Source organism: Streptomyces sp. enrichment culture, from assembly GCF_964273145.1.
Lineage (GTDB): Bacteria > Actinomycetota > Actinomycetes > Streptomycetales > Streptomycetaceae > Streptomyces.
In genome coordinates this window covers 4,315,794-4,339,780 of record NZ_OZ186873.1, presented here as the reverse complement: position 1 = coordinate 4,339,780, position 23,987 = coordinate 4,315,794, and the positions used below count along the sequence as shown (strand labels likewise).

22 protein-coding genes and 1 riboswitch are annotated in these 23,987 nt (G+C 73.0%); of the genes, 11 read left to right on the top strand and 11 right to left on the bottom strand.

What is annotated here, in order from left to right; translation table 11 throughout:
* Positions 1–413: 413 nt before the first annotated feature.
* The 6 genes from ACSU6Z_RS19725 (at position 414) to ACSU6Z_RS19700 (ending at position 7,665) form a co-directional block, all read left to right on the top strand.
* Positions 414–1,178, top strand: a complete 765-nt coding sequence (locus ACSU6Z_RS19725; protein ID WP_437047407.1) for a GntR family transcriptional regulator — start codon at positions 414–416, stop codon at positions 1,176–1,178.
* A gap of 337 nt (positions 1,179–1,515) precedes the next feature.
* Entirely contained in the window at positions 1,516–1,773 is a 258-nt protein-coding gene (locus ACSU6Z_RS19720; RefSeq protein ID WP_437047405.1) for a DUF3311 domain-containing protein, read from the top strand.
* Positions 1,770–3,380, top strand: a complete 1,611-nt coding sequence (gene mctP / locus ACSU6Z_RS19715; RefSeq protein WP_437047404.1) for a monocarboxylate uptake permease MctP — start codon at positions 1,770–1,772, stop codon at positions 3,378–3,380. The genes ACSU6Z_RS19720 and mctP overlap by 4 nt, the downstream gene beginning before the upstream one ends.
* 81 nt (positions 3,381–3,461) lie before the next feature.
* Positions 3,462–3,971 carry a GNAT family N-acetyltransferase gene (locus ACSU6Z_RS19710; RefSeq protein ID WP_437047403.1) on the top strand — a complete coding sequence of 170 codons (510 nt, stop codon included), beginning with the start codon at positions 3,462–3,464 and terminating at the stop codon, positions 3,969–3,971.
* Between the two features lie 52 nt (positions 3,972–4,023).
* Positions 4,024–4,175, top strand: a riboswitch (cobalamin riboswitch).
* A gap of 122 nt (positions 4,176–4,297) precedes the next feature.
* Complete coding sequence (locus tag ACSU6Z_RS19705; protein ID WP_437047401.1) at positions 4,298–6,655, top strand: ribonucleoside-diphosphate reductase subunit alpha; 2,358 nt, start codon at positions 4,298–4,300, stop codon at positions 6,653–6,655.
* Positions 6,655–7,665 (top strand): ribonucleotide-diphosphate reductase subunit beta, encoded by a 1,011-nt coding sequence (locus ACSU6Z_RS19700; RefSeq protein WP_437047399.1) that lies wholly within the window; start codon positions 6,655–6,657, stop codon positions 7,663–7,665. Before ACSU6Z_RS19705 ends, ACSU6Z_RS19700 begins: the two co-directional genes overlap by 1 nt.
* Here the strand turns inward: ACSU6Z_RS19700 and ACSU6Z_RS19695 are convergent.
* The gene (locus tag ACSU6Z_RS19695) at positions 7,578–7,877 is read right to left on the bottom strand and encodes a hypothetical protein (protein ID WP_437047398.1); all 300 of its coding nucleotides are present in this window, start codon (positions 7,875–7,877) and stop codon (positions 7,578–7,580) included. The genes ACSU6Z_RS19700 and ACSU6Z_RS19695 overlap by 88 nt on opposite strands.
* A 92-nt stretch (positions 7,878–7,969) precedes the next feature.
* Here ACSU6Z_RS19695 and ACSU6Z_RS19690 point away from each other — a divergent pair, with 92 nt between their 5' ends.
* Positions 7,970–8,935: a GlxA family transcriptional regulator gene (locus ACSU6Z_RS19690; protein ID WP_437047396.1), complete on the top strand. Its 966-nt coding sequence runs from the start codon at positions 7,970–7,972 to the stop codon at positions 8,933–8,935.
* Between the two features lie 34 nt (positions 8,936–8,969).
* Here the strand turns inward: ACSU6Z_RS19690 and ACSU6Z_RS19685 are convergent, their stop codons facing one another.
* The 10 genes from ACSU6Z_RS19685 to ACSU6Z_RS19640 form a co-directional block, all read right to left on the bottom strand.
* On the bottom strand, positions 8,970–10,379 hold the full coding sequence (locus ACSU6Z_RS19685; RefSeq protein ID WP_437047395.1) for a bifunctional albaflavenone monooxygenase/terpene synthase: 1,410 nt from the start codon (positions 10,377–10,379) through the stop codon (positions 8,970–8,972).
* Entirely contained in the window at positions 10,376–11,464 is a 1,089-nt protein-coding gene (gene cyc1, locus ACSU6Z_RS19680) for an epi-isozizaene synthase (protein ID WP_437047394.1), read from the bottom strand. Before cyc1 ends, ACSU6Z_RS19685 begins: the two co-directional genes overlap by 4 nt.
* Before the next feature lie 326 nt (positions 11,465–11,790).
* A complete protein-coding gene (def, locus tag ACSU6Z_RS19675) occupies positions 11,791–12,441 on the bottom strand; it encodes a peptide deformylase (protein ID WP_437016446.1) in 651 nt (216 codons plus the stop codon).
* A gap of 102 nt (positions 12,442–12,543) precedes the next feature.
* The gene (locus ACSU6Z_RS19670) at positions 12,544–13,524 is read right to left on the bottom strand and encodes a tetratricopeptide repeat protein (RefSeq protein WP_437047392.1); all 981 of its coding nucleotides are present in this window, start codon (positions 13,522–13,524) and stop codon (positions 12,544–12,546) included.
* A gap of 114 nt (positions 13,525–13,638) precedes the next feature.
* On the bottom strand, positions 13,639–14,949 hold the full coding sequence (locus ACSU6Z_RS19665) for an HD domain-containing protein (RefSeq protein ID WP_437047390.1): 1,311 nt from the start codon (positions 14,947–14,949) through the stop codon (positions 13,639–13,641).
* Between the two features lie 103 nt (positions 14,950–15,052).
* Positions 15,053–16,372 (bottom strand): HD-GYP domain-containing protein, encoded by a 1,320-nt coding sequence (locus ACSU6Z_RS19660; RefSeq protein ID WP_437047388.1) that lies wholly within the window; start codon positions 16,370–16,372, stop codon positions 15,053–15,055.
* 142 nt (positions 16,373–16,514) lie between these two features.
* Entirely contained in the window at positions 16,515–16,826 is a 312-nt protein-coding gene (gene rsrA, locus ACSU6Z_RS19655) for a mycothiol system anti-sigma-R factor (protein ID WP_437047387.1), read from the bottom strand.
* On the bottom strand, positions 16,823–17,509 hold the full coding sequence (sigR, locus tag ACSU6Z_RS19650; protein WP_437047385.1) for an RNA polymerase sigma factor SigR: 687 nt from the start codon (positions 17,507–17,509) through the stop codon (positions 16,823–16,825). Before sigR ends, rsrA begins: the two co-directional genes overlap by 4 nt.
* A gap of 278 nt (positions 17,510–17,787) precedes the next feature.
* Positions 17,788–18,435, bottom strand: coding sequence for an alpha/beta hydrolase family protein (locus ACSU6Z_RS19645; protein ID WP_437047384.1), 648 nt, complete (start codon positions 18,433–18,435; stop codon positions 17,788–17,790).
* 1 nt (position 18,436) lies between these two features.
* Positions 18,437–19,303, bottom strand: coding sequence for an SOS response-associated peptidase (locus ACSU6Z_RS19640; RefSeq protein ID WP_437047382.1), 867 nt, complete (start codon positions 19,301–19,303; stop codon positions 18,437–18,439).
* A gap of 688 nt (positions 19,304–19,991) precedes the next feature.
* Here ACSU6Z_RS19640 and ACSU6Z_RS19635 point away from each other — a divergent pair.
* The 4 genes from ACSU6Z_RS19635 (at position 19,992) to ACSU6Z_RS19620 (ending at position 23,690) form a co-directional block, all read left to right on the top strand.
* Entirely contained in the window at positions 19,992–20,714 is a 723-nt protein-coding gene (locus ACSU6Z_RS19635) for a M50 family metallopeptidase (protein ID WP_437047380.1), read from the top strand.
* Between the two features lie 147 nt (positions 20,715–20,861).
* Positions 20,862–22,187, top strand: coding sequence for a 3-phosphoshikimate 1-carboxyvinyltransferase (aroA, locus tag ACSU6Z_RS19630; protein WP_437047378.1), 1,326 nt, complete (start codon positions 20,862–20,864; stop codon positions 22,185–22,187).
* An 11-nt stretch (positions 22,188–22,198) separates the two neighbouring features.
* Complete coding sequence (gene rsgA, locus ACSU6Z_RS19625) at positions 22,199–23,209, top strand: ribosome small subunit-dependent GTPase A (protein ID WP_437047376.1); 1,011 nt, start codon at positions 22,199–22,201, stop codon at positions 23,207–23,209.
* Between the two features lie 157 nt (positions 23,210–23,366).
* Positions 23,367–23,690, top strand: coding sequence for a DMT family transporter (locus tag ACSU6Z_RS19620; protein ID WP_437047374.1), 324 nt, complete (start codon positions 23,367–23,369; stop codon positions 23,688–23,690).
* The last annotated feature ends 297 nt before the right edge of the window (positions 23,691–23,987 follow it).

The following is a 23,987-nucleotide window of genomic DNA, read 5'->3' as shown; positions in this document are numbered from 1 at the left end:
CCACAAACCCCCTGCCTCCCCGCGGTCGCTCGACGACGCGTTACCGCCCATGGGGCCGGGACTGGACCAGTGGTGTAGACCAGTACGGGGAGCTTGGCCCAGACCAATAGGGCTGTCAAGGGTGCTCAAGTCCGCTCCAGCCGTCCGTTACGGGACCGCGATATGCAGGGACCCTTCATTGCGCGGGGCGCCCCGCGAGCGGCACGGCGAGCGGCACGGCGGGCGGTGCGACGGGCGGTGGACCGCGCGGCGTCGGCGGCGCTGTGGACTAGACCAACAGGGGGCACGACGGTATACAGGGGAGATCACGGAGCGTGTGGGCGGATCCCCGCTGCGCGAAGCCGTGCCACGATGTGAGCCGTGGCCGATGAGCACGTCGGCCGCTTCGGCACTCGGAGCCGGGAAGGCAGAGCATGAGCACCGACGTCAGCAGTGCGGAGAACGACAACGGGACCGGTGTCCGTACGGCGCGCGTGCCCAAGTACTACCGCTTGAAGCGCCACCTGCTCGACATGACCCGCACGCTGCCGCCGGGCACGCCCGTGCCGCCCGAGCGCACCCTGGCCGCGGAGTTCGACACCTCGCGCACCACCGTCCGCCAGGCCCTGCAGGAGCTGGTCGTCGAGGGCCGGCTGGAGCGCATCCAGGGCAAGGGCACCTTCGTCGCCAAGCCGAAGGTGTCCCAGGCGCTGCAACTGACCTCCTACACCGAGGACATGCGCGCCCAGGGCCTGGAGCCCACCTCGCAGTTGCTGGACATCGGCTACATCACCGCCGACGACCGCCTCGCCGGACTCCTCGACATCACCGCCGGCGGACGGGTGCTGCGCATCGAGCGCCTGCGCATGGCCAACGGCGAGCCGATGGCCATCGAGACCACCCACCTGTCCGCCAAGCGCTTCCCGGCGCTGCGCCGCAGCCTGGCGAAGTACACCTCCCTCTACACCGCCCTCGCCGAGGTGTACGACGTCCGTCTCGCCGAGGCCGAGGAGACCATCGAGACCTCGCTGGCCACCCCGCGCGAGGCGGGCCTGCTCGGCACCGACGTGGGTCTGCCGATGCTGATGCTCTCCCGGCACTCGCTGGACCGGGACGGGCAGCCGGTGGAGTGGGTGCGGTCGGTGTACCGGGGTGACCGGTACAAGTTCGTCGCCCGCCTCAAGCGGCCCCGGGACTGATTTCCCCAGGGGCTTCCCCGCCCGTGCGCGCGGTACGGCGGAACGGCCGCTCCTCCTCCGCCGTCCTCCCGTCGCCGCACGGGCGGGGGAGCTGCCCGGTGCGTACCGCGCGCGTCCGGACCGTCGTCGCCCGGACCCCGGTGGCGCCGGCCGGGGGTTCGAGCGGACGCGCGCCGGGCGGCGGGGGCGGGACCCGCGACGGGGCTTTCCCGGCCGCCGGGCACGCACGCCCCGGCCGGGCAACCGATATGCGGACGGGGGCTTCCGCTGTCGTGTCGGCGTCACCTAGATTTCCTGCGCATTGCCCCAGGTGACCATCGAGGGACGGAGCCGCCAGATGTCACAAGCCCCGGAAGTGAGCGGAGGGCCGGTGGTGACGCCCGTGCGCGTCGTCATCGCCCTCTGCCTCGTCGCGCCCTTCGTGGCGATGCTGTGGGTCGGTTCGTACGCCGAGGTGGAGCCGACGTTCATCGGCATCCCGTTCTTCTACTGGTACCAGATGGCATGGGTGCTGATCTCCACCGCGTTGACCATGATCGCCTACAAGCTGTGGCAGCGTGACCAGCGCGCCCGCCGGAAAGGTGCCGGCTCGTGAAGGACGGCGTGAACGGCGTCGCACTCGCCGTCTTCATCTTCTTCTTCCTGCTCGTCACCGTCATGGGCTTCCTGGCGGCGCGCTGGCGCAAGGCCGAGAACGAGCAGAGCCTGGACGAGTGGGGCCTGGGCGGACGGTCGTTCGGCACCTGGATCACGTGGTTCCTGCTGGGCGGCGACCTCTACACGGCGTACACCTTCGTCGCCGTGCCCGCGGCGATCTACGCGGCGGGCGCCTCCGGCTTCTTCGCGGTGCCGTACACGATCCTGGTCTACCCGCTGATCTTCACGTTCCTGCCGCGGCTGTGGTCGGTCTCCCACAAGCACGGCTACGTGACGACCTCGGACTTCGTGCGCGGCCGGTTCGGTTCCAAGGGCCTGTCGCTGGCCGTGGCGCTGACCGGCATCCTGGCGACGATGCCGTACATCGCGCTCCAGCTCGTCGGCATCCAGGCGGTGCTGGACGTGATGGGCGTCGGCGGCGGCGAGGACACCAACTGGTTCGTCAAGGACCTGCCGCTGCTCATCGCCTTCGGCGTGCTCGCGGCGTACACCTACTCGTCGGGGCTGCGGGCGCCCGCGCTGATCGCGTTCGTGAAGGACGCGCTGATCTACATCGTGATCGCGGTGGCGATCGTCTACATCCCGATCAAGCTGGGCGGGTTCGACGACGTCTTCGCCGAGGCGGGCGAGAAGTTCGAGTCCACCGGGGCGGGCGGTCTGGTCCCGCCGGACACCGGCCAGTGGACGTACGCCACCCTGGCGCTGGGCTCGGCGCTGGCGCTGTTCATGTACCCGCACTCGATCACCGCGACGCTCTCCTCGCGCAGCCGTGAGGTGATCCGCCGCAACACCACGATCCTGCCGCTGTACTCCCTCATGCTGGGCCTGCTCGCGCTGCTGGGCTTCATGGCGATCGCGGCCGGCATCAAGGTGGAGAACGGCCAGCTCGCCATCCCGCAGCTGTTCGAGAACATGTTCCCGGACTGGTTCGCGGGCGTGGCGTTCGCGGCCATCGGCATCGGCGCCCTCGTCCCCGCGGCGATCATGTCGATCGCGGCCGCGAACCTGTTCACCCGCAACATCTACAAGGACTTCATCAAGCCGGACGCGACGGCCGAGCAGGAGACCAAGGTCTCCAAGCTGGTCTCGCTGCTGGTGAAGGTGGGCGCGCTGGTCTTCGTCCTGACCATGGACAAGACGGTCGCCATCAACTTCCAGCTGCTGGGCGGCATCTGGATCCTGCAGACCTTCCCGGCCCTGGTGGGCGGCCTGTTCACGCGCTGGTTCCACCGCTGGGCGCTGCTCGCCGGCTGGGCGGTCGGCATGGTGTACGGCACGCTCGCCGCGTACGGCGTCTCCACGCCGGCGCAGAAGCACTTCGCCGGCTCCTCCGGGGAGATCCCCGGCATCGGCGAGGTCGGCTACATCGGCCTGACCGCGTTCGTGCTGAACGTCCTGGTCACCGTCGTCCTGACCGTGGTCCTCAGGGCGTCCGGGGCACCGGACGGCGTCGACGAGACCAGGCCGGAGGACTACACGGCCGACGCCGGCGACCCCGGCGTGCGGGTGGAGCTGCCGCCGGCCACCGCCGGCACGGCGCACTGACGCCGTCGCCGCATCCGACCGCGGGCCGCCGCAGGAGGAACCGGCGGCCCGTTGTCGTACCCACCGGGCACACTCGTCCGCGTGGACATCGTGATCAGGAAAGCCGCACCGGCTGACTACGCGCCCCTCGGGGAGATCACCGCGCGCGCCTATCTCCGGGACGGGCTCCTCGACTTCGGGGAGTCGGACGCCTACCTCGCCGCGCTGCGGGACGTGGCGGGGCGGGCCGCCGCGGCCGAGGTGCTGGCGGCCGTCGAGGGCGAACGCGTCGTCGGCGGTGTGACGTTCGTGCCGTCCGGCGGCCCCATGGCCGACATAGCCCGGCCCGGCGAGGCCGAGATCCGGATGCCGGCGGTCGCGCACGCGGCCCGCGGCCGGGGCGCCGGCGAGGCCCTCGTCCGCGCCTGCGTGGAGCGGGCCCGGGCCGTCGAGGGCTGCGTACGGGTCGTCCTGTCGACCCAGCCCGCCATGCGCACCGCCCACCGCCTCTACGAGCGCCTGGGCTTCGTCCGCACCCCCGAGCGGGACTGGAACCCGCTGCCGGAGGTGGACGGCATCACTCTCCTCACCTACGCGCTGGCCCTACGCTGACCCAGCGGCGACACAACATCTGGGGGTGCTCCCGGGCACCGACACAAGATGTATGCTCGTGCTCGCTGTCGCCGCAGGGGAATCCGGTGCGAATCCGGAACTGTCCCGCAACGGTGTACTCATGCCCGTATGCCTGCACATCCGCAGACCCGCATCCGGGCGTCGAGCGTCAGTCCGAGGACCTGCCGACAGTGCACCGGGCCGTCCGGCCCGTGTGCCATGACGTCCGGGCCTCGTGGAATGGGCCGGTGGACGCGACGCCGCGCGCGCTCGTGAGCTGCCCCCTGCCCTCCGCAAGGCCCGTGCCGAGCGAGGGAGTGCCTCACGTGACCACCGCGCCAGCGGACCCGGCCTCAGCGATCCGGCAGGAGCACGACGGTCCCGGTGCCGCGCTGCTGCGGACCCTGACCGAGCTGACCGCCGACCTCCCCGACGCCGACCCCGGCCGGGTCGCCGCCGCCGCGCTGCGCGGCCGGTCCGCGCGGGCGGACGAGACGGAGCTGCGCGAGCTGGCCACGGAGGCGGCGGCCGGCCTGATCGCCGAGGACCCCGCCTACTCGAAGCTGGCCGCCCGGCTGCTGGCCCGCGGCATCCGCGCCGAGGCCGCCTCCCAGGGCGTCACCACCTTCACCGGGTCCGTCGCCGCCGGCCACCGCGAGGGCCTGATCGCCGACCGCACCGCCGCGTTCGTCCGCCTCCACGCGGACCGCCTGGACGCGCTGGCCGACCCGCGCGCCGACGACCGCTTCGGCTACTTCGGACTGCGCACCCTGCACAGCCGCTACCTGCTGCGCCACCCGATCACCCGCAAGGTGATCGAGACGCCCCAGCACTTCCTGCTGCGCGTCGCCGCCGGCCTCGCCGAGGACGACAGCGCCCGCGCGCTGGAGGAGGTGGCCGCGCTCTACGGGCTGATGAGCCGTCTGGACTACCTGCCCTCCTCCCCCACCCTGTTCAACTCCGGCACCCGGCACCCCCAGATGTCGTCCTGCTACCTCCTGGACTCCCCCAGGGACGAGCTGGACTCCCTCTACGAGCGCTACCACCAGGTCGCCCGCCTGTCCAAGCACGCCGGCGGCATCGGCATCGCCTACTCCCGCGTCCGCTCCCGGGGTTCGCTGATCCGCGGCACCAACGGGCACTCCAACGGCATCGTCCCGTTCCTGAAGACCCTCGACGCCTCCGTGGCGGCCGTGAACCAGGGCGGCCGGCGCAAGGGCGCGGCGGCGGTCTACCTGGAGACCTGGCACGCGGACATCGAGGAGTTCCTGGAGCTGCGCGACAACACCGGCGAGGACGCGCGCCGCACCCACAACCTGAACCTCGCGCACTGGGTGCCGGACGAGTTCATGCGCCGTGTGGACGCCGACGGGCCGTGGTCGCTGTTCTCCCCCTCCGACGTGCCCGGGCTGACCGACCTGTGGGGCGAGGAGTTCGACGCGGCCTACCGGAAGGCGGAGGCCGCGGGGCTGGCGCGCAAGACGCTCCCCGCCCGCGAGCTGTACGGCCGGATGATGCGCACCCTCGCCCAGACCGGCAACGGCTGGATGACCTTCAAGGACGCCGCCAACCGCACCGCCAACCAGACCGCCGAGCCGGGCCACGTCATCCACTCCTCCAACCTCTGCACGGAGATCCTGGAGGTCACCGACGACGGCGAGACGGCCGTCTGCAACCTGGGATCGGTCAACCTCGGCGCCTTCGTCGACCCGGCCGCCCGCGACGTCGACTGGGAGCGGCTGGACGCCGCCGTCCGCACGGCCGTCACCTTCCTCGACCGGGTCGTGGACATCAACTTCTACCCGACCGAGCAGGCGGGCCGCTCCAACGCCCGCTGGCGCCCGGTCGGCCTGGGCGTGATGGGCCTGCAGGACGTCTTCTTCAAGCTGCGCCTGCCCTTCGACTCGCCCGAGGCCGGGCGGCTGTCCACGCGCATCGCCGAGCGCGTCATGCTCGCCGCCTACGGAGCCTCCGCCGACCTCGCCGAGCGCAACGGCCCGCTCCCGGCCTGGGAGAAGACCCGTACCGCCCGGGGTGTCCTGCACCCCGACCACTACGACACCGAGCCGGCCTGGCCCGAGCTCTGGGCGGACCTGCGCAAGCGGATCGCCACCGTCGGCCTGCGCAACTCCCTGCTCCTGGCGATCGCCCCGACCGCGACCATCGCCTCCATCGCGGGCGTCTACGAGTGCGTCGAGCCGCAGGTGTCCAACCTGTTCAAGCGCGAGACGCTCTCGGGTGAGTTCCTCCAGGTCAACTCCTACCTGGTCGACGACCTGAAGCGGCTCGGCGTGTGGGACGCCCGCACCTGGGAGGCGCTGCGCGAGGCCAACGGCTCGGTGCAGGGCTTCTCCTGGATCCCCGAGGACGTACGGCGGCTGTACCGCACGGCGTGGGAGATCCCGCAGCGCGGCCTGATCGACATGGCCGCCGCCCGCACCCCGTTCCTCGACCAGTCCCAGTCGCTGAACCTGTTCCTGGAGACGCCGACCATCGGCAAGCTCTCCTCGATGTACGCCTACGCCTGGAAGTCCGGGCTGAAGACGACGTACTACCTGCGCTCGCGCCCGGCGACGAGGATCGCCCGCGCGGCCCGGGCCACCGCCCCCGCCCGGCAGGCCGCTCCCGAAGAGGCCGTCGCCTGCTCCCTTGAGAACCCCGAATCCTGTGAGGCCTGCCAGTGATGTCCGGCAACCGCAACCTGCTCGACCCCGGCTTCGAGCTGACGCTCCGCCCCATGCGCTACCCGGACTTCTACGAGCGCTACCGGGACGCCGTCAAGAACACCTGGACCGTGGAGGAGGTCGACCTCCACTCGGACGTGGCCGACCTCGCGAAGCTGTCCCCCGGCGAGCAGCACCTCATCGGCCGGCTCGTGGCCTTCTTCGCGACGGGCGACTCGATCGTCGCGAACAACCTGGTGCTGACGCTGTACAAGCACATCAACTCCCCCGAGGCGCGCCTGTACCTGTCGCGCCAGCTCTTCGAGGAGGCCGTCCACGTCCAGTTCTACCTGACCCTGCTGGACACCTACCTGCCCGATCCGGAGGACCGGGCCGCCGCCTTCGCCGCGGTGGAGAACATCCCGTCCATCCGCGAGAAGGCCGAGTTCTGCTTCCGGTGGATGGACTCGGTGGAGGAGATCGACCGGCTGGAGACCAGGGCCGACCGCCGCCGTTTCCTCCTCAACCTCATCTGCTTCGCCGCGTGCATCGAGGGCCTGTTCTTCTACGGCGCCTTCGCCTACGTCTACTGGTTCCGCAGCCGGGGCCTGCTGCACGGCCTGGCGACCGGCACCAACTGGGTCTTCCGCGACGAGACGATGCACATGTCCTTCGCCTTCGACGTGGTCGACACCGTCCGCGAGGAGGAGCCGGACCTCTTCGACGACCGGCTGCGGGAAGAGGTCACCGGCATGCTGCGGGAGGCCGTCGAGGCCGAGCTGCAGTTCGCGCGCGACCTGTGCGGGGACGGCCTCCCGGGCATGAACACCGACTCGATGCGGCAGTACCTGGAGTGCGTCGCCGACCAGCGTCTGACACGCCTCGGCTTCGCCCCGGTGTACGGCTCCGAGAACCCCTTCTCCTTCATGGAGCTCCAGGGCGTTCAGGAACTGACCAACTTCTTCGAGCGGCGTCCGTCGGCGTACCAGGTCGCGGTGGAGGGCACCGTCGACCTGGACGAGGACTTCTGAGCCTCCTCCCGCACCTCCTCGTCCTCCCGGTCCTGCCGGGCCTCCCGGGCCTCCCGGGCCTCCTGGGCCTCCCGGGCCTCCCGGGCCTCCCCGAGCTGCCGGTCGATGCGCCGTTCGCGCACGATGCCGAGCACCGAGGGGAGGATCATGAGGGCCAGGAGGCCGAAGGTCACGGTCAATGCGATCAGGGCTTGTGTCTGTTCCGCGGTCATGACATCACTGTCGCGCCGGTCGTCCCCGACCGGCAGTGGCAGGACTGCCGTAAGACCTCGATTTCCTGCCAACCGTGCGGCACACTGGCGGCATGCTGCGGAACGTGGCGGCCGTCCTGCTCGACGGCGCGCACCCCTTCGAACTCGGCGTCGTCTGCGAGGTCTTCGGCATCGACCGCAGCGATGACGGCCTGCCGGTGTACGACTTCGCCGTGGTCTCCGCGGAGGGCCCGGCGCTGGGCACCCACGTCGGCGGCCTGACCGTCTCCACGCCGTACGGGCTGGACCGGCTGGAGGAGGCCGATCTGATCGCCGTGCCGGCCGGGAACGACTTCCCCCGCCGGGAGTACCCGCCGCCGCTGCTGGACGCCCTGCGGCGGGCCGCGGACCGGGGCACGCGGGTGCTGAGCGTGTGCTCCGGGGTCTTCGTGCTGGGCGCCGCCGGGCTGCTGGACGGACGGCGCTGCGCGGCGCACTGGCACCACGCCCGGGAGCTGGCCGACCGGTACCCGCGGGCGGTCGTCGAGCCGGACGTGCTCTACGTCGACGAGGACCCGGTGATCACCTCCGCCGGCACGGCCGCCGGGATCGACGCCTGCCTGTACCTGGTCCGCAAGGAGCAGGGGTCGGAGGTCGCCAACAAGATCGCCCGGCGGATGGTGGTCCCCCCGCACCGGGACGGCGGGCAGGCGCAGTACATCGAGCGTCCGCTGCCGCGCGCGGCCTGCGACACCATGGGCGAGGTGCTGACCTGGATGGAGCAGCACCTCGACCGGGAGGTCACCGTCGAGCAGCTCGCCGCCCGCGCCCACATGGCCCCCCGCACCTTCGCCCGCCGCTTCCAGCAGGAGACGGGCACCACCCCCTACCGCTGGCTCCTGCGCCAGCGGGTGCTGCTGGCCCAGCACCTGCTGGAGGCGACGGACGAGACGATGGACACGATCGCCCGGCGCACCGGGTTCGGTACGGCGGCGGCGCTGCGCCACCAGTTCACCCGGGCCCTGGGAACCACCCCGAACGCCTACCGGCGCGCGTTCCGGGGCCCGCAGGCCGCCTGACCGTGCGCCGGGGGCCCGTCGGCCCGTCAGCCGCTCATCGGGGCAGCGCCCGCACCAGCAGGCGGCGCGGGCGCAAGGTGATGCCGATGCGGGGCCTCGGGTCGGAGCCGGGCGCCTGCTCGAAGCGGTAGGCGGACGCGATCGCCGCGGTGATCAGCGTGAGCTCGGCCATCGAGAAGTGGTCGCTCGGGCACTTGCGGTTGCCGACGCTGAACGGGCTCATCGCGTACTTGGGCACGTCCTTGGACCGCTCCGGGAGCCAGCGGTCGGGGTCGAACTCCTCGTGCCGCTCGTAGGACAGCGGATCGCGCTGGATCGCGTACGGGCTGTAGACGAGGTCCGCCCCGGCCGGAATGCGATACCCGCCGAGCTCGGTGTCGCTCACCGCGCGGCGCGTCAATATCCATACGGCAGGATACAGGCGCATAGTCTCCACGATGACATTCGCGGTGTACGTCAGCTTCCGGGCGTCCTCGAATGCGACGGGCCGGTCGCCCACGACGCTTTTCACCTCGTCGCGTATCTTGTCCCCCAGTTCCGGGTGCTCGGTGAGGACCAGCAGCAGCGACATGAGCATGGAGCCGACGGTTTCGCTGCCGGGGGTGAGGATGGCGATGACCTGATCGTGGATCTCCTGCTCCCCGATGGGCTCGCCATTCTCGTCCTTCGCCTCCAGCAGAGCCGTCAGCAAATCGTCCGGCCTTCGACCGCTTGCCCGGCGGTCGGCGACGATCTCGTCGACCAGGCGGTGCAGATCGGCCAGGGCCCGGTTGAATTCCAGGTTCGCCGGAACGGGAATGCGGTACAGGGGCCCGAGCGGCAGGACCATGCGCTGGTACATGCCGCTGAACAGCGTGGCGAGCGCGCTGCAGATGCGGTCGGCCCGGTCGTCCATGTAGCTGCCGCGCATCAGGCAGCGGGCGGAGACGCGGACGGCCACCCGGAAGGACTCCGAGGTGATGTCGAGGACCTTCCCGGAGCGCCACCGCTCCACCAGCGCCTGCGCCTCCTCGGCCATGATCGGCCCGTGGGCGGGGATGGCGTCGAGCCGGAAGGCCGGCTGGATGGTGCGCCGCTGGCGCCGGTGCAGGGAGCCGTTGGCGGTGGCCACGCCCTCCTTGCCGAGCAGGCTCTCCAGGGACTCCCACAGCGGCCCGGCGATGATGTAGTCGGGGCTGAGCGCCACCTCGCCGGTGAGGGCGGGCGTGGTGACCGCGTACACGGTCTTCGGGCCGAGCCTGAGGCGGACGACGTCCCCGTGGTCGCGCAGCCGGGTGAAGAGGGCCAGCGGATCGCGGACCAGCTTCAGGCCGTGGCCGAGGAGCGGCACGGTGCCGCCCGCCACGGGCGGCTCGCGCAGCTCCGCCCGGGACCGGGTGCCGGGGGACGGGGACGCCCCCCGGCCGAGGGGGGCCGAGGACTTGGGAGAGGATCCGACGGTCATTTCTCACCTGCCGCTTCGTTGTTGACGTACGGGGGTGTGGAGCGGTCGTCCCAGCTGTCGACCCTGTACCGGCCGGACTCGTGGTGGAACCAGTAGACGGAGCTGAACCAGTTCCGCATGTTGCCGACGCAGGCGTGCACGGCGGCACCGATTTCCTTTCCGCGCGCCGTTCCGTCCTCGGCCAATGCGTCGGCGAGACGTAAGGCGTCCCGTTCGGCGAGGACGAATTCATCGACGCATTCCTCGACACGCCGCCGTATTTCCACGATCGCCTCTTCGAGCGTCAGCCCCTCATGGGTGATGAGGCTGATTCCGAGATTGTGCACCTCGTCGCCCGCTATCTCCTTCGGCAGCGAGCAGAGGTCGTTGTACCAGGCGGCGAATTCCTGACTGAGCAGTGCCGCCCGCCGGAATGCCGGGTGCCTCCGCACGGAGTCCGGCAGTTCGAGGCCCGCGCTGGGCTCCAGCAGGTCGGTCCAGATCCGGTGCGCGAAAGTGAGCCGGCGCAGTTCGAGGTACTCCTGGACACCGGGGACGACGCCGTGGGTGCGGTTGTGGAACTCCCGGTCGTACGCCTCGATCACCGCGTGGAAGTGCCGGGCGAACCGGGCGTTCCACGTCGCCGGCAGGAACGAGTACAGCCGCAGCACGCTGTCGGCGAACCCGGCGACCAGTGCGTCCTCGTGGTGCAGGTGGCCGCCGGGGGAGTCCAGAGCCGTGTGCAGCCGGTCCTTCAGCCGCCGCCAGGCGCCGGGGCGGCCGTGCACGATGTCGCGGTCGTGCCGGTCGTCCCAGACGAAGAACCACGCGCTGTAGTCCGCTATCGCCTGGAGGACCTCGTCGGGCGCGCCGAGGTAGTACCCGGCCATCAGGTCGGTGTAGCACAGGCCATCGGCATATTCCGCGACCTTGTCCGCCGGCATGAGCCGTTTTTCGAGCAGCCAGCCGCGGGTCCTCCGCTGAAGCGTGGGCCAATACGGATGCAGTCGCCGGGGAAATGCCGCCTCGATCACCGGGAGGGCGAGCGAGGGTGGAACCGTGATCGCCGTCGGTGTCGATGTGGAGCCGTGTGGGAAAGCAGGCACGAACAAACCCCTCTCAGCCGCCGGTCGGCGCACCCCTCCCGCCGTGCGGGGCGTGCGCCGTCGCGTATCCCCGTCCTTCCATTCAGCACCACGACTGACCGGCGTGGGACCGGATTTGCTTAATTCACCGTCTTGAAGTGCCGGAATTCTCCCCTTGTGTGACAGGTTATGGATCGCCGGGGGAGCGGGAAGGGTCGAACGTGTGACGCGCGGCCAACGGGGCCGAACGCGCGGGCGCACGCGAACGGCGCCCGGCCAGGAAGGGAATCCTGAACGGGCGCCGCAGGGAGGGGAGTTGACGGATCCGACGGGGCGGACCCGCGGTCTCAGTCGTTGGCGACCACGGGGTAGCGGGGCTCGTTCTCTGCCATCTGCCGCAGCGCGTCCTTGCGTTCGCGCTTGGAGAGCCGGTCGATGTAGAGGTAGCCGTACAGGTGGTCCGTCTCGTGCTGGAGGCACCGCGCGAAGTAGCCGGTGCCGCGCACCTTGATCGGGTTGCCCTTCTCGTCCTGCCCGGTCACCTCGGCGTAGTCGGGCCGGGCGAGCGGCATGTACGCCGTCGGCACCGACAGGCAGCCCTCGTTGCTGTCGTCGAGGCGGCGCCTGTCGGCGGGCAGCTCCACGAGCTCGGGGTTGCAGACCACGCCGACATGCCGGACGCCCTCGTCGTCGGGGCAGTCGTAGACGAACACCTTCAGGTCGACGCCGATCTGGTTGGCGGCCAGGCCCACGCCCTCGGCGGTGCGCTGGCTGGCGAACATGTCCGCGACCAGCTGCTGGAGCTCCTCGCCGAAGTCGGTGACGTCCCGGCACTCCTTGTGCAGCACCGGGTTGCCGACCACGGTGATCGGACGGGAGGTGCCGCGCTCGCGCCAGGCCGTCTCCCGCTCCTCGCAGTCCTCCGTGTCGATGACGTATCCCTCGTCGTCCACGGGGAGCACGCCCGCGCGCTGCTGATCGGTGTCCTGCTGAGCCATGACCGACGTACGCCTTCCTAGGAAACAGGGGGTGATGCTGATACAGGGTACGGCGTCCGTCCGGCCGTCCCCCGCCGTCGCCCGGGGTCCCCCGGCAGACCTTCAGCAGACCTCTTCGAGATCCCGCCAGTCCCGGGAATCGGGGCTGTCCGCGACCCATCCGTCCAGCAGGCCCCGCACCAGCGCGGCCGGCGCGGCCACCCCGCACTCCCGCTCCGGCACCCACAGCTGCCCGTCGGTGCGGTGGCCGAGCGGTCCCGGGTGCCCCGGCTCGCTGTGGTCGTGCGGGTCGAGGTGCTCTCCGTCGCCCTCGTCGGACGGCATCCGGGACTCCGAGCACATCCGGCACAGCAGCCGCACCGAGGACGACCAGTCCTCGGCGGCGAAACCGGCGTCGGCGGCGAGCTGCTCCAGGGCGTCCCGGTCGGCCTCCGTGGCCGCCTCCAGCAGGACCACCCAGGTGGGGACGGGCGAGGGCGCCCACAGCTCGATCTCGTCGAAGACCGGGTAGGTGTGCCCGGCGGAGGTGGTCCGCTCCCCGTGCGGCACACCGTCGTGCAGGACGACCTCGCCCCAGCGCCGGCCGGACGACGGCAGCGGGATGGACAGCACCTCCATCCGGGCCGGGTCCAGCCGCCGCCCCCACACCACCTCGGCCTCCCCCTCGGGGGAGAGCCGTACGGCCGCGCTGCCCAGGTCCATGCCGAGCGGCTCGCCGGAGCCGGTCGCCTCCCCCGGCACCCGCAGCCCGTAGGCCTGCCAGGCGCGGCGGGCCAGCGGCCAGTCCTGCAGGGCGGTCGCGGCGATGCCCACGTTCCACCAGTCCGGTGCCCCGGTGTCCCGCTCCAGCAGGGCCACGGCCCGCAGGCCCGCCGCCCTGGCCTGCTCCCAGTCGTGCCGGAACTTGTGCAGCAGGGCGAGGTTGAACCAGGACTCCGACCGCCAGGGTTCCAGGTCGGCGGCGCGCGTCAGCAGCGCGCCCGCGTCCTCGTACCGGCCGTCGCCGATCAGCGTGAACGCGCGGTCGGTGGCCTGCCGCCAGGAGGCGGAGGGCCGGTACCGTCCCTTGCCGAAGATCCTCACGATTCCCGCCTGCCAGTTTCGTGGAGTGGGCCGGCTGTGCCCTTCTGCGCCCCCGTACACCCTCTCCTTCGCATCCAACCACGTACGGATGCGGGGCCGCTCATTACCCATGGGTTACCCAGCCCCGGCCGGGTCAGACAGCCCGCGTGCCCGCCGCCGCGGCCCCCGGCCGTTCCGTCTGCCGGGCCGCTGCCGGCGGACCACCCGGGCCAGGGACTCGACGACCTCGGGAGCGTAGTCGCCGGCGGGCGCCAGCCGCAGCTCCTCCAGGGCCGTCCAGGAGCCGCCCGGGCCGGCGTCCCGCGCCTTCTCCTCATAGGCGTTCACGGCCCGCACGATCCGGGCGGCGAGCGGCTGCTCCCGCCAGGGGTCGGCCTGCCGCTCGACGACCACGGCGACCGCGGGATCGACGCCGGTGCGGCGGACCACGGCGCCGCCGAGCAGCGCGATCCGCCGCTGCTCGGCGGCTGGCAGAGCGGCGGTGGCCCCGGCCGGGACCGGATCGACCAGACTGAGCTGGCCGATGTCGTGCATGAGGGCCGCGTACTCCAGCACCGTCAGGTCGGGGCCGGCCAGCCCCAGGTCGCGGCCGACGGCCACCGCGAGCGCGGCGACGCGCCGGGCGTGCCCGGCCGGGGTGTATCCGGCGATCTCGGTGGCCCGCGCCAGGGAGGCGATCGTCTGCCGGTAGGTGGCCCGGACGGCGGCGTAGCGCCGGAAGGAGAGCTGGGCGAGCAGCAGCGGCACGGAGAAGACGGGCAGCGCCCACAGCCCCGCGACGGCGACCGCCAGCGCCATCACCGCGCCCGTCGCGCACACCGCGGAGGTGATGCCGGCCATGCCGCGCACCTCCTCCCGCAGCAGCCGCCCGAAGGGCCACCCGGTGCGCGCGTGCGCGGACGCCGCGGTGAGCACGGCGTCGCACAGGGCGGTCAGGGTGAGCAGCGCGAGCAGCAGCGGCACGTAGGCGGGGCCGCCCCAGCCGTCGAAGGCACCCCGGTTGAACAGCGGCTGGAAGCAGACGGCGGCGAAGGCGACGGTGAGCACGCGCCGTGCCAGGTGGTCGAGGGTGATCCCGTCGCCGCGGGCGACGTGGGGCACGCTGCCGAGCAGCGTGCCGGCGAGCACGGCGGTGACGGTCTGGGCGACTCCGTGGTGGGTGGGCTGCCCGGCGACGTCCCCGAGCAGCGCGTAGGACAGCGCCCCGGCGGCACCGAGCGGCGCGGGCTCCCGGACCCCGGCCGCGGGCCGCCGGGCGAGCTCCCCGCACGCGACCAGCGCACCGAACGCCAGTGCGACGGACCGTTCCGCCACCCCGTCGGCCAAGGTGGCGCCGAGACAGAGCACTGCGACCAGAGCGGCACCGCCCCGGACGACCGGCCGGAGCGGGCAGGGCCGGAAGGACCGGTTCGCGGCCGGCTTCACGGCCGGCCCGGCACGGGCCCGGCGGCCCCCGCGACCGGACGGGCGCAGCCACGGCAGGCCGGCCGGAACGCGGAGGGCCGGAAGGACCGGCGCGCCGGCGGCCTCACGGGCGGGCTCCCGGCCGGCCCGGGACGGAGGGGGCGGGCACGGCCGGGGTGGCGCCGGACTCGTCCGCGGTCACCGCCGGGCGCCACCCGCAGCGCTCCAGCGCCCGCGCCAGCGCGGCGACCATCCGCGGGTCGAACTGGGACCCCGCGCACCGCTCCAGCTCCGCCAGCGCGGCGGCGACCGGCCGGGCCCTGCGGTAGGAGCGGGTGGACGTCATCGCGTCGAAGGCGTCGGCGACGGCCACCACCCGCGCGCTCTCCGGGATCTGGCCGCCGGCGAGCCCGTAGGGGTAACCGCTGCCGTCCAGCCGTTCGTGGTGGTGCAGTACGGCGGCCAGCGCCTCACCGAGGAAGCCGATCCCGCGCACCATCTCGTGACCGTACTCGGGGTGCAGCTCGATCACCCGGCGTTCCTCGGGGGTGAGCGGGCCGTCCTTGGTGAGCAGCCGGGTCGGCACGCCGAGCTTGCCCACGTCGTGCAGGATGCCCGCGAAGCGGAGCACCTCCACGCGCTCGTCGTCCAGGCCGAGCTCGCGGGCGATCATCATGGACGCCTGCCCGACCCGCTCGCTGTGCCCGCGCGTGTACCCGTCCTTGATGTCGACGGCCTGCACGAGCGCGCGGACGGTGGCCCGGTGCGCGGCCCGCTCCCGGTGGTACTGGGCGAACGCCCACCACGAGACGCCCATCGGCAGCAGCACCGGCAACGCGGCGACGGGCCCGTAGGGGCTGCGCCACAGCACGGCCATCATCAGCCCGGCCAGTCCGTGCACGGCCAGGGGCGCCAGCGACCGGAGGAACAGTCCCCGCCAGGCCCTGCGCGCCGGTACCCGCTCGGCCGCCGCGAGGAGGCCGCCGTCCAGCAGCGTCAGCACCAGGCAGAAGACGAGGACCGCGGCCCCGGCCGGAACGAGCGCGTACGGGAAGTCGGGCCCGGCGACCGCGTCCCGTCCGCCGAGCTCCCGGTGCGCCAGGGCCGCCGCCCACACCGCGAGCGCCTGCCGGGCGGCCCGCCAGGCGCGGCGCGGGGCGGCGGGGCCCCGGTCGACGGGGGACAGCAGTGCCCCGGGCAGGGCGACGAGGGCGGCGGCGGGCGGCGGCAGCAGGAAGGCCGCGGCGAGCAGCACCGGGTGACCGGACCCGGCCAAGCGGGACCGGGCGGCGTACTCACAGCCGGCGTACAGCACGGCGAGCAGGGCCACCGCCCACCAAGAGGCCGGGACCGCGGGCAGCGGCCGCGGACCGAGCAGGCAGGCCAGGGCGGCGAGGGCGGCACAGCAGACGTAGGCGTGCGCCCGTGCCGGTATCGCCTCCATGAGTCCCTCCCCCCGGCCGGATCCGTCAGGCATCGGAGCCTAGGACCGCCGGAGGGGGCGACGCGGGCCGGCGGCCCGCATTAGCACGTACGGGTGACGCCCGCCGTGCGGGACGGGGTGGCGGCCCGCCGTGCGGCGGGGGTCAGGACTCCCGCGAGGCGGGCGGCGCCTCCGTGACGTCGTGCTCGGGCACCGCCTGGCCGGAGCGGATCAGCTCGATCCGCCCCATGACCTTGGCCCGCAGGTCGCCCGGCACGTCGTCATGGCCGCAGCACCGCTTGACCAGCTTCTTCACGGCCTGCTCCAGCCCGTACTTCTCCAGGCAGGGCGAGCACTCCTGGAAGTGGTGCTCGAACTTCGAGCACTCCACATCCGGCATCTCACGGTCGAGGAACTCGTAGAGATGATCGAGGATCTCGCTGCAATCCGTCTCGTGCGGCTCTCCGCAGCTCATGACCCCGAGCCTTTCGCTTCGTTCGTCTCTCCGGCACCGGCCGGGACGAGCCCGCGCTCGCGGGCGTAGTCCTCGAGCATGCCGCGCAACTGACGCCGTCCCCGGTGCAGCCGGGACATCACCGTCCCGATGGGTGTCCCCATGATGTCGGCGATCTCCTTGTAGGCAAAGCCCTCGACGTCCGCGAGGTACACGGCGATGCGGAACTCCTCGGGGATCGCCTGGAGCGCCTGCTTCACGTCCGAGTCGGGCAGGTGGTCGAGCGCCTGCGACTCCGCGGAGCGCAGCCCCGTCGACATGTGCGACTCGGCACGGGCGAGCTGCCAGTCCTCGATCTCCTCGGCCGCGCTGCGCTGGGGTTCGCGCTGCTTCTTGCGGTACGAGTTGATGAAGGTGTTGGTGAGGATGCGGTACAGCCACGCCTTGAGGTTGGTGCCCTCGCGGAACTGGTGGAAGGACGCGTACGCCTTGGCGTACGTCTCCTGCACCAGGTCCTCGGCGTCGGCCGGGTTGCGCGTCATGCGCAGGGCGGCCGAGTACATCTGGTCGAGGAATTCGAGGGCGTCCCGCTCGAAGCGCGCGCTGCGCTCAACGGTCGTCTCCGCGCCCGTGCCCCGGCCCTCGGGCTGCTCCGCCTGGCCGTTGTTGTCGGTCCCTGCGTCGGTCCCAGTGACCGGACCCACCTCCTCCGAAGCCGTCGCGGGACCGAGTCCGGTCCCACCCGTTTCGGAGGATAGACGACCCGCGGCCGACGGTGCTCGCCGATCCGATCCGCCCACCGCCCGGGCGGGGGCGGTCCTCGCCGCTGTCAGCACCGTCCATTCCAGGTCGGCGTGACTGCTGCGGCTGGGGCAGAAGGTGGAACCCATGCGGCGGACTTCCTCTCCTACGACGCCGGTGCCGGTGTCCCGGCACACACGTCCGTCACAACAGCCGCCGCCGGCCGGTCATTCCCGGGCCCTCACCCGAGTGACGCGATCCACGCGGTGACGGCTCCGGTGAGGGCCTCGAGGGCCTCCTCCTGCGTGGTGGCCGCCCTCTTCGGCACGGCGAAGCCGTGATCGCCGTGCGCCACCTCGGCCAGCTCGTACGCCCCGCCGGGGAACTCCCCGGGCCTGCCGAACGGGTCGCTGCCGCCCTGGACGACGAGGGTGGGCACGCCGGTGCCGAGCAGTTCGGCGGCGCGGGACTTCTCCGGCCTGCCCGGCGGGTGGAGCGGGAAGGCGAGGGCGAGGACGGCGCGGGCGCCGAGCTCGGCGGCGGTGCGGCAGGCGACGCGGGCGCCGGCGCTGCGCCCGCCGGAGATCACGGGCAGGCCGGGCGCGGCGAGCGCGGGCCACAGGCCGCGCCAGCCGGCGTCCAGCGTCTTCGGCGCCGGGGCCACCTTCTTCCCGGCCACCCGCCAGGGCTGCTCGACGAGGGCGACGGTGACGCCGTGGCCGGGCAGCACGGCGGCCAGCGCCCGCAGGTCGCGGGCCTCGATGCCGCCGCCGGCGCCGTGGCCCACGGCGAGGACGAGCCGGGCTTCGGGGGCGGGGTGCCAGGTGACGCGGGCGGTCCCGGCGCCGGTCTCGACGGTCTCGGTGGTCACGCTGATCTCAGGGGTCACGTCAGAAAAGTGTGCCCTCCTCGGGTGCCGCCAGTTCCTCCAGCAGCTGGGGCCCGTTGTTGCGGACGTTGCTGACGGCCGTGGAGACGGGGTAGGCGCGCATCAGTCCGGGGGGCGGGGGCGCCAGCAGCGGCCGCACGTCGTCCGGGTCGGTGCGGGCCGGGTCCAGCCAGGCGTCCCAGCGGTCCGGGGTGAGCATCAGCGGCATCCGGGGATGGATGTCGGCGAGCGAGGCGGGACCCTCGGCCGGGGCGACGGCCAGCGGCGTGGTCTCCGCCTCGGTGGTGATCACCGAGCACGTCGCCCACCAGGCCTGCGGATGGTCGTCCGGCAGCGTCCGGTCGCGCCAGAACTCGTACAGACCCGCCATGGCGAACACCGACCCGTCGGCCGGCGTGACGAAGTACGGCTGCTTGCGGGGCCGCTTCCGCTTCCCCTCGGCCTCCAGCTCCCGCTCCTGCCTGCCGGTGACCCACTCGTAGTAGCCGTCGGCGGGCAGGATGCAGCGCCGGGTGGCGAAGGCGCGGCGGTACGAGGGCTTCTCGTGGACGGTCTCGGCACGGGCGTTGATCATGCGGGCGGCGCCCTCGGGCGTCTTGGACCAGGAGGGGACGAGCCCCCACCTCAGCCTGCGCAGCTGGCGGACCGGCCGCGGGTCGGGCACGTCCTTCAGGGGGCGGTCCAGGACGGCGAAGACCTCCTTGGTCGGCGCGACGTTGTAGTCGGGGCCGCCGGGCTCCACCAGGGTCTCCGCGGGTTCCCGCCCCCGGCCCGCCGACTCCTCCCGGGCCGGGGGGACCCCCACCTCTATCCCGAAGATCCCCGCGAGCTCCTCCGGGCTGCGGCTCGCCGCATACCGTCCGCACATCCGAAACCTCCCTTCCGGCCGCGGAAACGCTGGATCATGCCGCTTCGGCCAGCGCCAGGACCGTCACCTCCGCCGCCCGGCCCGCCGGGCCCGGGCGAGGTGCCCGTACGCGTCCGCCGTTTCCTCGATGCTCGTGTGTCCGAACCGCTTGACACGTCCAAGAGTGGCAGACCGCCCCCAGGGGGACATCAGGGGACGCCCGCTGTCCGGCGCCCTTCCCCCGCCATCCCGTCCCCCTCCGGCTCGAAGCCCTCGTGGAGGGCGGTCGCGGCACGGACACCGCGGGCATCGGGGCACGGCCCGCCCGCACGCGGTGCCCGGCACCCCGCCGGCACAGGTGCGGGCGCCCCCTCCGCGCGGCCGCAGGCCGCCCCCCCCCGGACCGGCCCGCCCCGCACCTCCCGGGCCGCCCGGTCGCCGCGGCCGGGCGCGTCGAGGCGGACCTCGCCGTCGGCGCCGGCCCGGCGGGGCGGGCGTGGCGTCCCCGACCGGCCGGAAATCCCGCGCACGGCCGGTGACGATCCCGGTCCGCCGGACGCGGTCCGATGGGCACGGACCGTCGAACGCGGTGTGGACGCGGCCTCCGGCTCCCCGGGAACGATCGCTGCCGCGTCGGCGTCTTCCCTGGTGTCCGCGCATACACGTGACACCGCCGGACCGCGCACTACGGGAGGGGCCCGCACCACAGATGGACAGCACCGCATCGGCGTCGCTCGCCTCCCTCTGGGACGAGCTCACCGGCACCCAGCCCGGTCCCGATCCGTGGGTGGTGATCGCGACGCTCCTCGCCGTGCTCGCCGTCGTCGTACCGCACCGCCCGTGGCGAGTGGCGCGCAACGCCGTCACCATCGCGCACGAGGGCGGGCACGGCCTGGTGGCCCTGCTCACCGGCCGCACGCTGACCGGGATCCGCCTGCACTCCGACACCAGCGGCCTGACCGTCAGCCGCGGCAAGCCGTACGGCCTCGGCATGATCCTCACCGCCGCGGCCGGCTACACCGCTCCCCCGCTGCTCGGCCTGGGCGGCGCCGCCCTGCTGGGGACCGGGCGGACCACCCTGCTGCTGTGGCTGACGACGGCGCTGCTCGCCGCGATGCTGGTGATGATCCGCAACGCCTACGGGGTGCTCACCGTGGTCCTCACGGGTGCCCTCTTCCTCCTGGTGTCCTGGCTGACCGGGCCGCAGGTGCAGGCGGCGTTCGCGTACGCGGTGGTGTGGTTCCTGCTGCTCGGCGGGGTGCGTCCGGCGTTCGAGCTCCAGGCCGGGCGGGCCCGGGGGGCCGTCGGCGACTCCGACGCGGACCAGTTGGCCCGGCTGACGCACGCCCCGGCGGGGCTGTGGCTGTTCCTGTTCCACGCGGTGTCGCTGTGCTCGCTGCTGGGCGGGGGGCGCTGGCTGCTGGGGCTGTGAGCGTACGGGGCGCGGCGACCGGCGCCCGCGGGGGCGGACGGCAGGTCCCCACCCATATGCGCGGCACTCTCCCTGCCGGTGTTCCGCTCCGGTTTCGCCGCATTCGATCAAGATCTCCGGTCGGTGCCAGCCACTAAAGTGGGGCCCATGACCGTGAACCCCGCAGACACCGCCCTCTGGCCCGCCCCGCACGCGAGCGGAGCCGTCGACGCGACGGTTCACGTGCCGGGGTCCAAATCGGTGACGAACCGCGCCCTGGTGCTGGCCGCCCTCGCCTCCGAGCCGGGCTGGCTGCGCCGGCCGCTGCGCTCCCGCGACACCCTGCTGATGGCCGGCGCCCTGCGCGCGATGGGCGTCGAGATCGAGGAAGGGGTCGGCGCGGACGGCACCGGCGAGTTCTGGCGCGTCATCCCGGCCGGTCTGCGCGGCCCGGCCACGGTCGACGTCGGCAACGCCGGCACGGTGATGCGGTTCCTGCCGCCGGTCGCCGCCCTCGCCGACGGCCCGGTCCACTTCGACGGCGACCCCCGTTCGCACGAGCGCCCCCTGCACGGCGTCATCGACGCGCTGCGCGCCCTCGGCGCCCGCATCGACGACGACGGGCGCGGCGCGCTGCCGATGACCGTGCACGGCGGCGGCGCCCTGGACGGCGGCCCGGTGGCGGTCGACGCCTCCTCCTCCTCGCAGTTCGTCTCCGCGCTGCTGCTGTCCGGCCCGCGCTTCAACCAGGGCGTCGAGGTCCGCCACACCGGCGCCACCCTGCCGTCGATGCCGCACATCCGGATGACGGTGGACATGCTGCGCGCGGTCGGCGCCCAGGTCGACACCCCGGAGTCGGGCGGCGAGCCCGGCGTCTGGCGGGTCACGCCGGGGGCCCTGCTCGGCCGGGACCTGACGGTCGAGCCGGACCTGTCCAACGCCCAGCCGTTCCTGGCGGCGGCGCTGGTGACCGGCGGCCGGGTCGTGATCCCGGACTGGCCGGCCCGGACCACCCAGCCCGGTGACCGGTTGCGCGAGATCTTCACCGAGATGGGCGGCTCCTGCGAACTGACCGACCAGGGGCTGGTCTTCACCGGCTCCGGCTCGGTCCACGGCATCGACGTCGACCTGGGCGAGGTCGGCGAGCTCACCCCGGGCATCGCGGCCGTCGCCGCCCTCGCGGACTCCCCCTCGACCCTGCGCGGCGTGGCCCACCTGCGCCTGCACGAGACGGACCGCCTGGCCGCGCTCACCAAGGAGATCAACGAGCTCGGCGGCGACGTGACGGAGACCGCCGACGGCCTGCACATCCGTCCGCGCCCCCTGCACGGCGGCGTCTTCCACACCTACGAGGACCACCGCATGGCCACCGCCGGCGCGATCATCGGCCTCGCGGTCGAGGGGGTGCGGATCGAGAACGTGGCGACGACGGCGAAGACCCTCCCGGACTTCCCCGGCCTGTGGACCGGGATGCTCGAAAGCGCCGGAGCGTAGGGGACGACGTCATGCGCCGCTACGGCAAGCACACCGACGAGGACGACATCCGCACCCGCCCGGGACGGCGGAACACCCGGCCGCGCACCAGCATCCGGCCCAAGCACGAGGACGCCGCCGAGGGCATGGTCCTCACCGTCGACCGGGGCCGGCTGACCTGTCTCGTGGACGACCGGATCGTGCTGGCGATGAAGGCCCGCGAACTGGGCCGCAAGGCGGCCGTCGTGGGCGACCGGGTCGCCCTGGTCGGCGACCTGTCCGGCAAGAAGGACACCCTCGCCCGCATCGTCCGCATCGAGGAGCGCGCCTCCGTCCTGCGCCGCACGGCGGACGACGACGACCCCTACGAGCGCGTGGTCGTCGCCAACGCCGACCAGCTGGCCATCGTCACCGCCCTCGCCGACCCCGAGCCGCGCCCCCGCCTGATCGACCGCTGCCTGGTCGCGGCGTACGACGGCGGCCTGACCCCGCTGCTGGTCATGACCAAGTCCGACCTCGCCCCGCCGGACCAGCTGCTGGAGCTGTACGGCGCGCTGGACATCCCGTACGTGGTCACCAGCCGCGAGGAGCTGGAGAACGGCGACGCGGCCGACCGGGTGCGCGAGCACCTGGACGGCAGGATCACGGCCTTCGTCGGCCACTCGGGCGTCGGCAAGACCACGCTGGTCAACGCGCTCGTCCCGCAGGAGCGCCGCCGCGTCACGGGTCATGTGAACGCGGTGACGGGCCGCGGCCGCCACACGACGACGTCGGCGCTGGCGCTCCCGCTGTCGGGCGCGCGGGGCTGGGTCGTCGACACCCCGGGCGTGCGGTCCTTCGGGCTCGCCCACATCGATCCGTCCCGCGTGATCCACGCCTTCCCCGACCTGAAGCCGGGTGCGGAGGGCTGCCCCCGCGCGTGCAGCCACGACGAGCCGGACTGCGCCCTGGACCAGTGGGTGGCCGACGGCCACGCCGACCCGGCGCGGCTGTACTCGCTGCGCCGGCTGCTGTCCACGCGGGAGCGCACGGAGGGCGACTGACCCCGCGCCGCGGGAAGGCGGCCGGCCTTCGCGTTGTTTGCCCCGGCGGGGGGCAGGTAAGTGCATAATCGCCCGAGCCGGACCCTAGCCCGACCAGAGTCTGACGGACGGTCACAGGACGTCGGAGCGCCGACACGTGGACACAGGAGGACGACCCATGGCGTGGCTGCTGGTCATCGTGGCCGGGTTGCTCGAAACCGGCTTCGCCGTGTGCCTGAAGCTGTCGCACGGCTTCACCCGGCTGTGGCCGACGGTCGCCTTCGCGGCCTTCGCCCTGGGCAGCTTCGGCCTGCTGACGCTCTCCCTGAAGAAGCTCGACGTCGGCCCGGCCTACGCGGTGTGGACCGGCATCGGCGCGGCGGGCACCGCCATCTACGGGATGGTGTTCCTCGGCGACCTGGTGTCCACCCTGAAGATCGTCTCGATCAGCCTGGTGATCATCGGCGTGATCGGACTCCAGCTGTCGGGCTCGGCCCACTAGGGCCTCTCGTTCGGATCATGCCGGGCTCGCGGGGCCTGGTGCCGTGCCTCGCCGCGTTGTCGTCGGTTGCCATGGCGCCCTCCTCCGCCTTGCGATGCACGGCACCAGGTCCCGCTCCCTGATCCGACCTGATCCGAGCGAAAGACCCCAGGGCCGCGGCACGACCTGGCACGGGGTCGCCTCCGGGCTGGGCCCGGGCGCACTCCCCGGGCCGCCGGGCGGCGCCGCGAACGGCCGGCCGGCCGCGTCACCACCGGCACGGAGAGGACGGAGCGGCGGGAGCCGCCCGCACCCCTC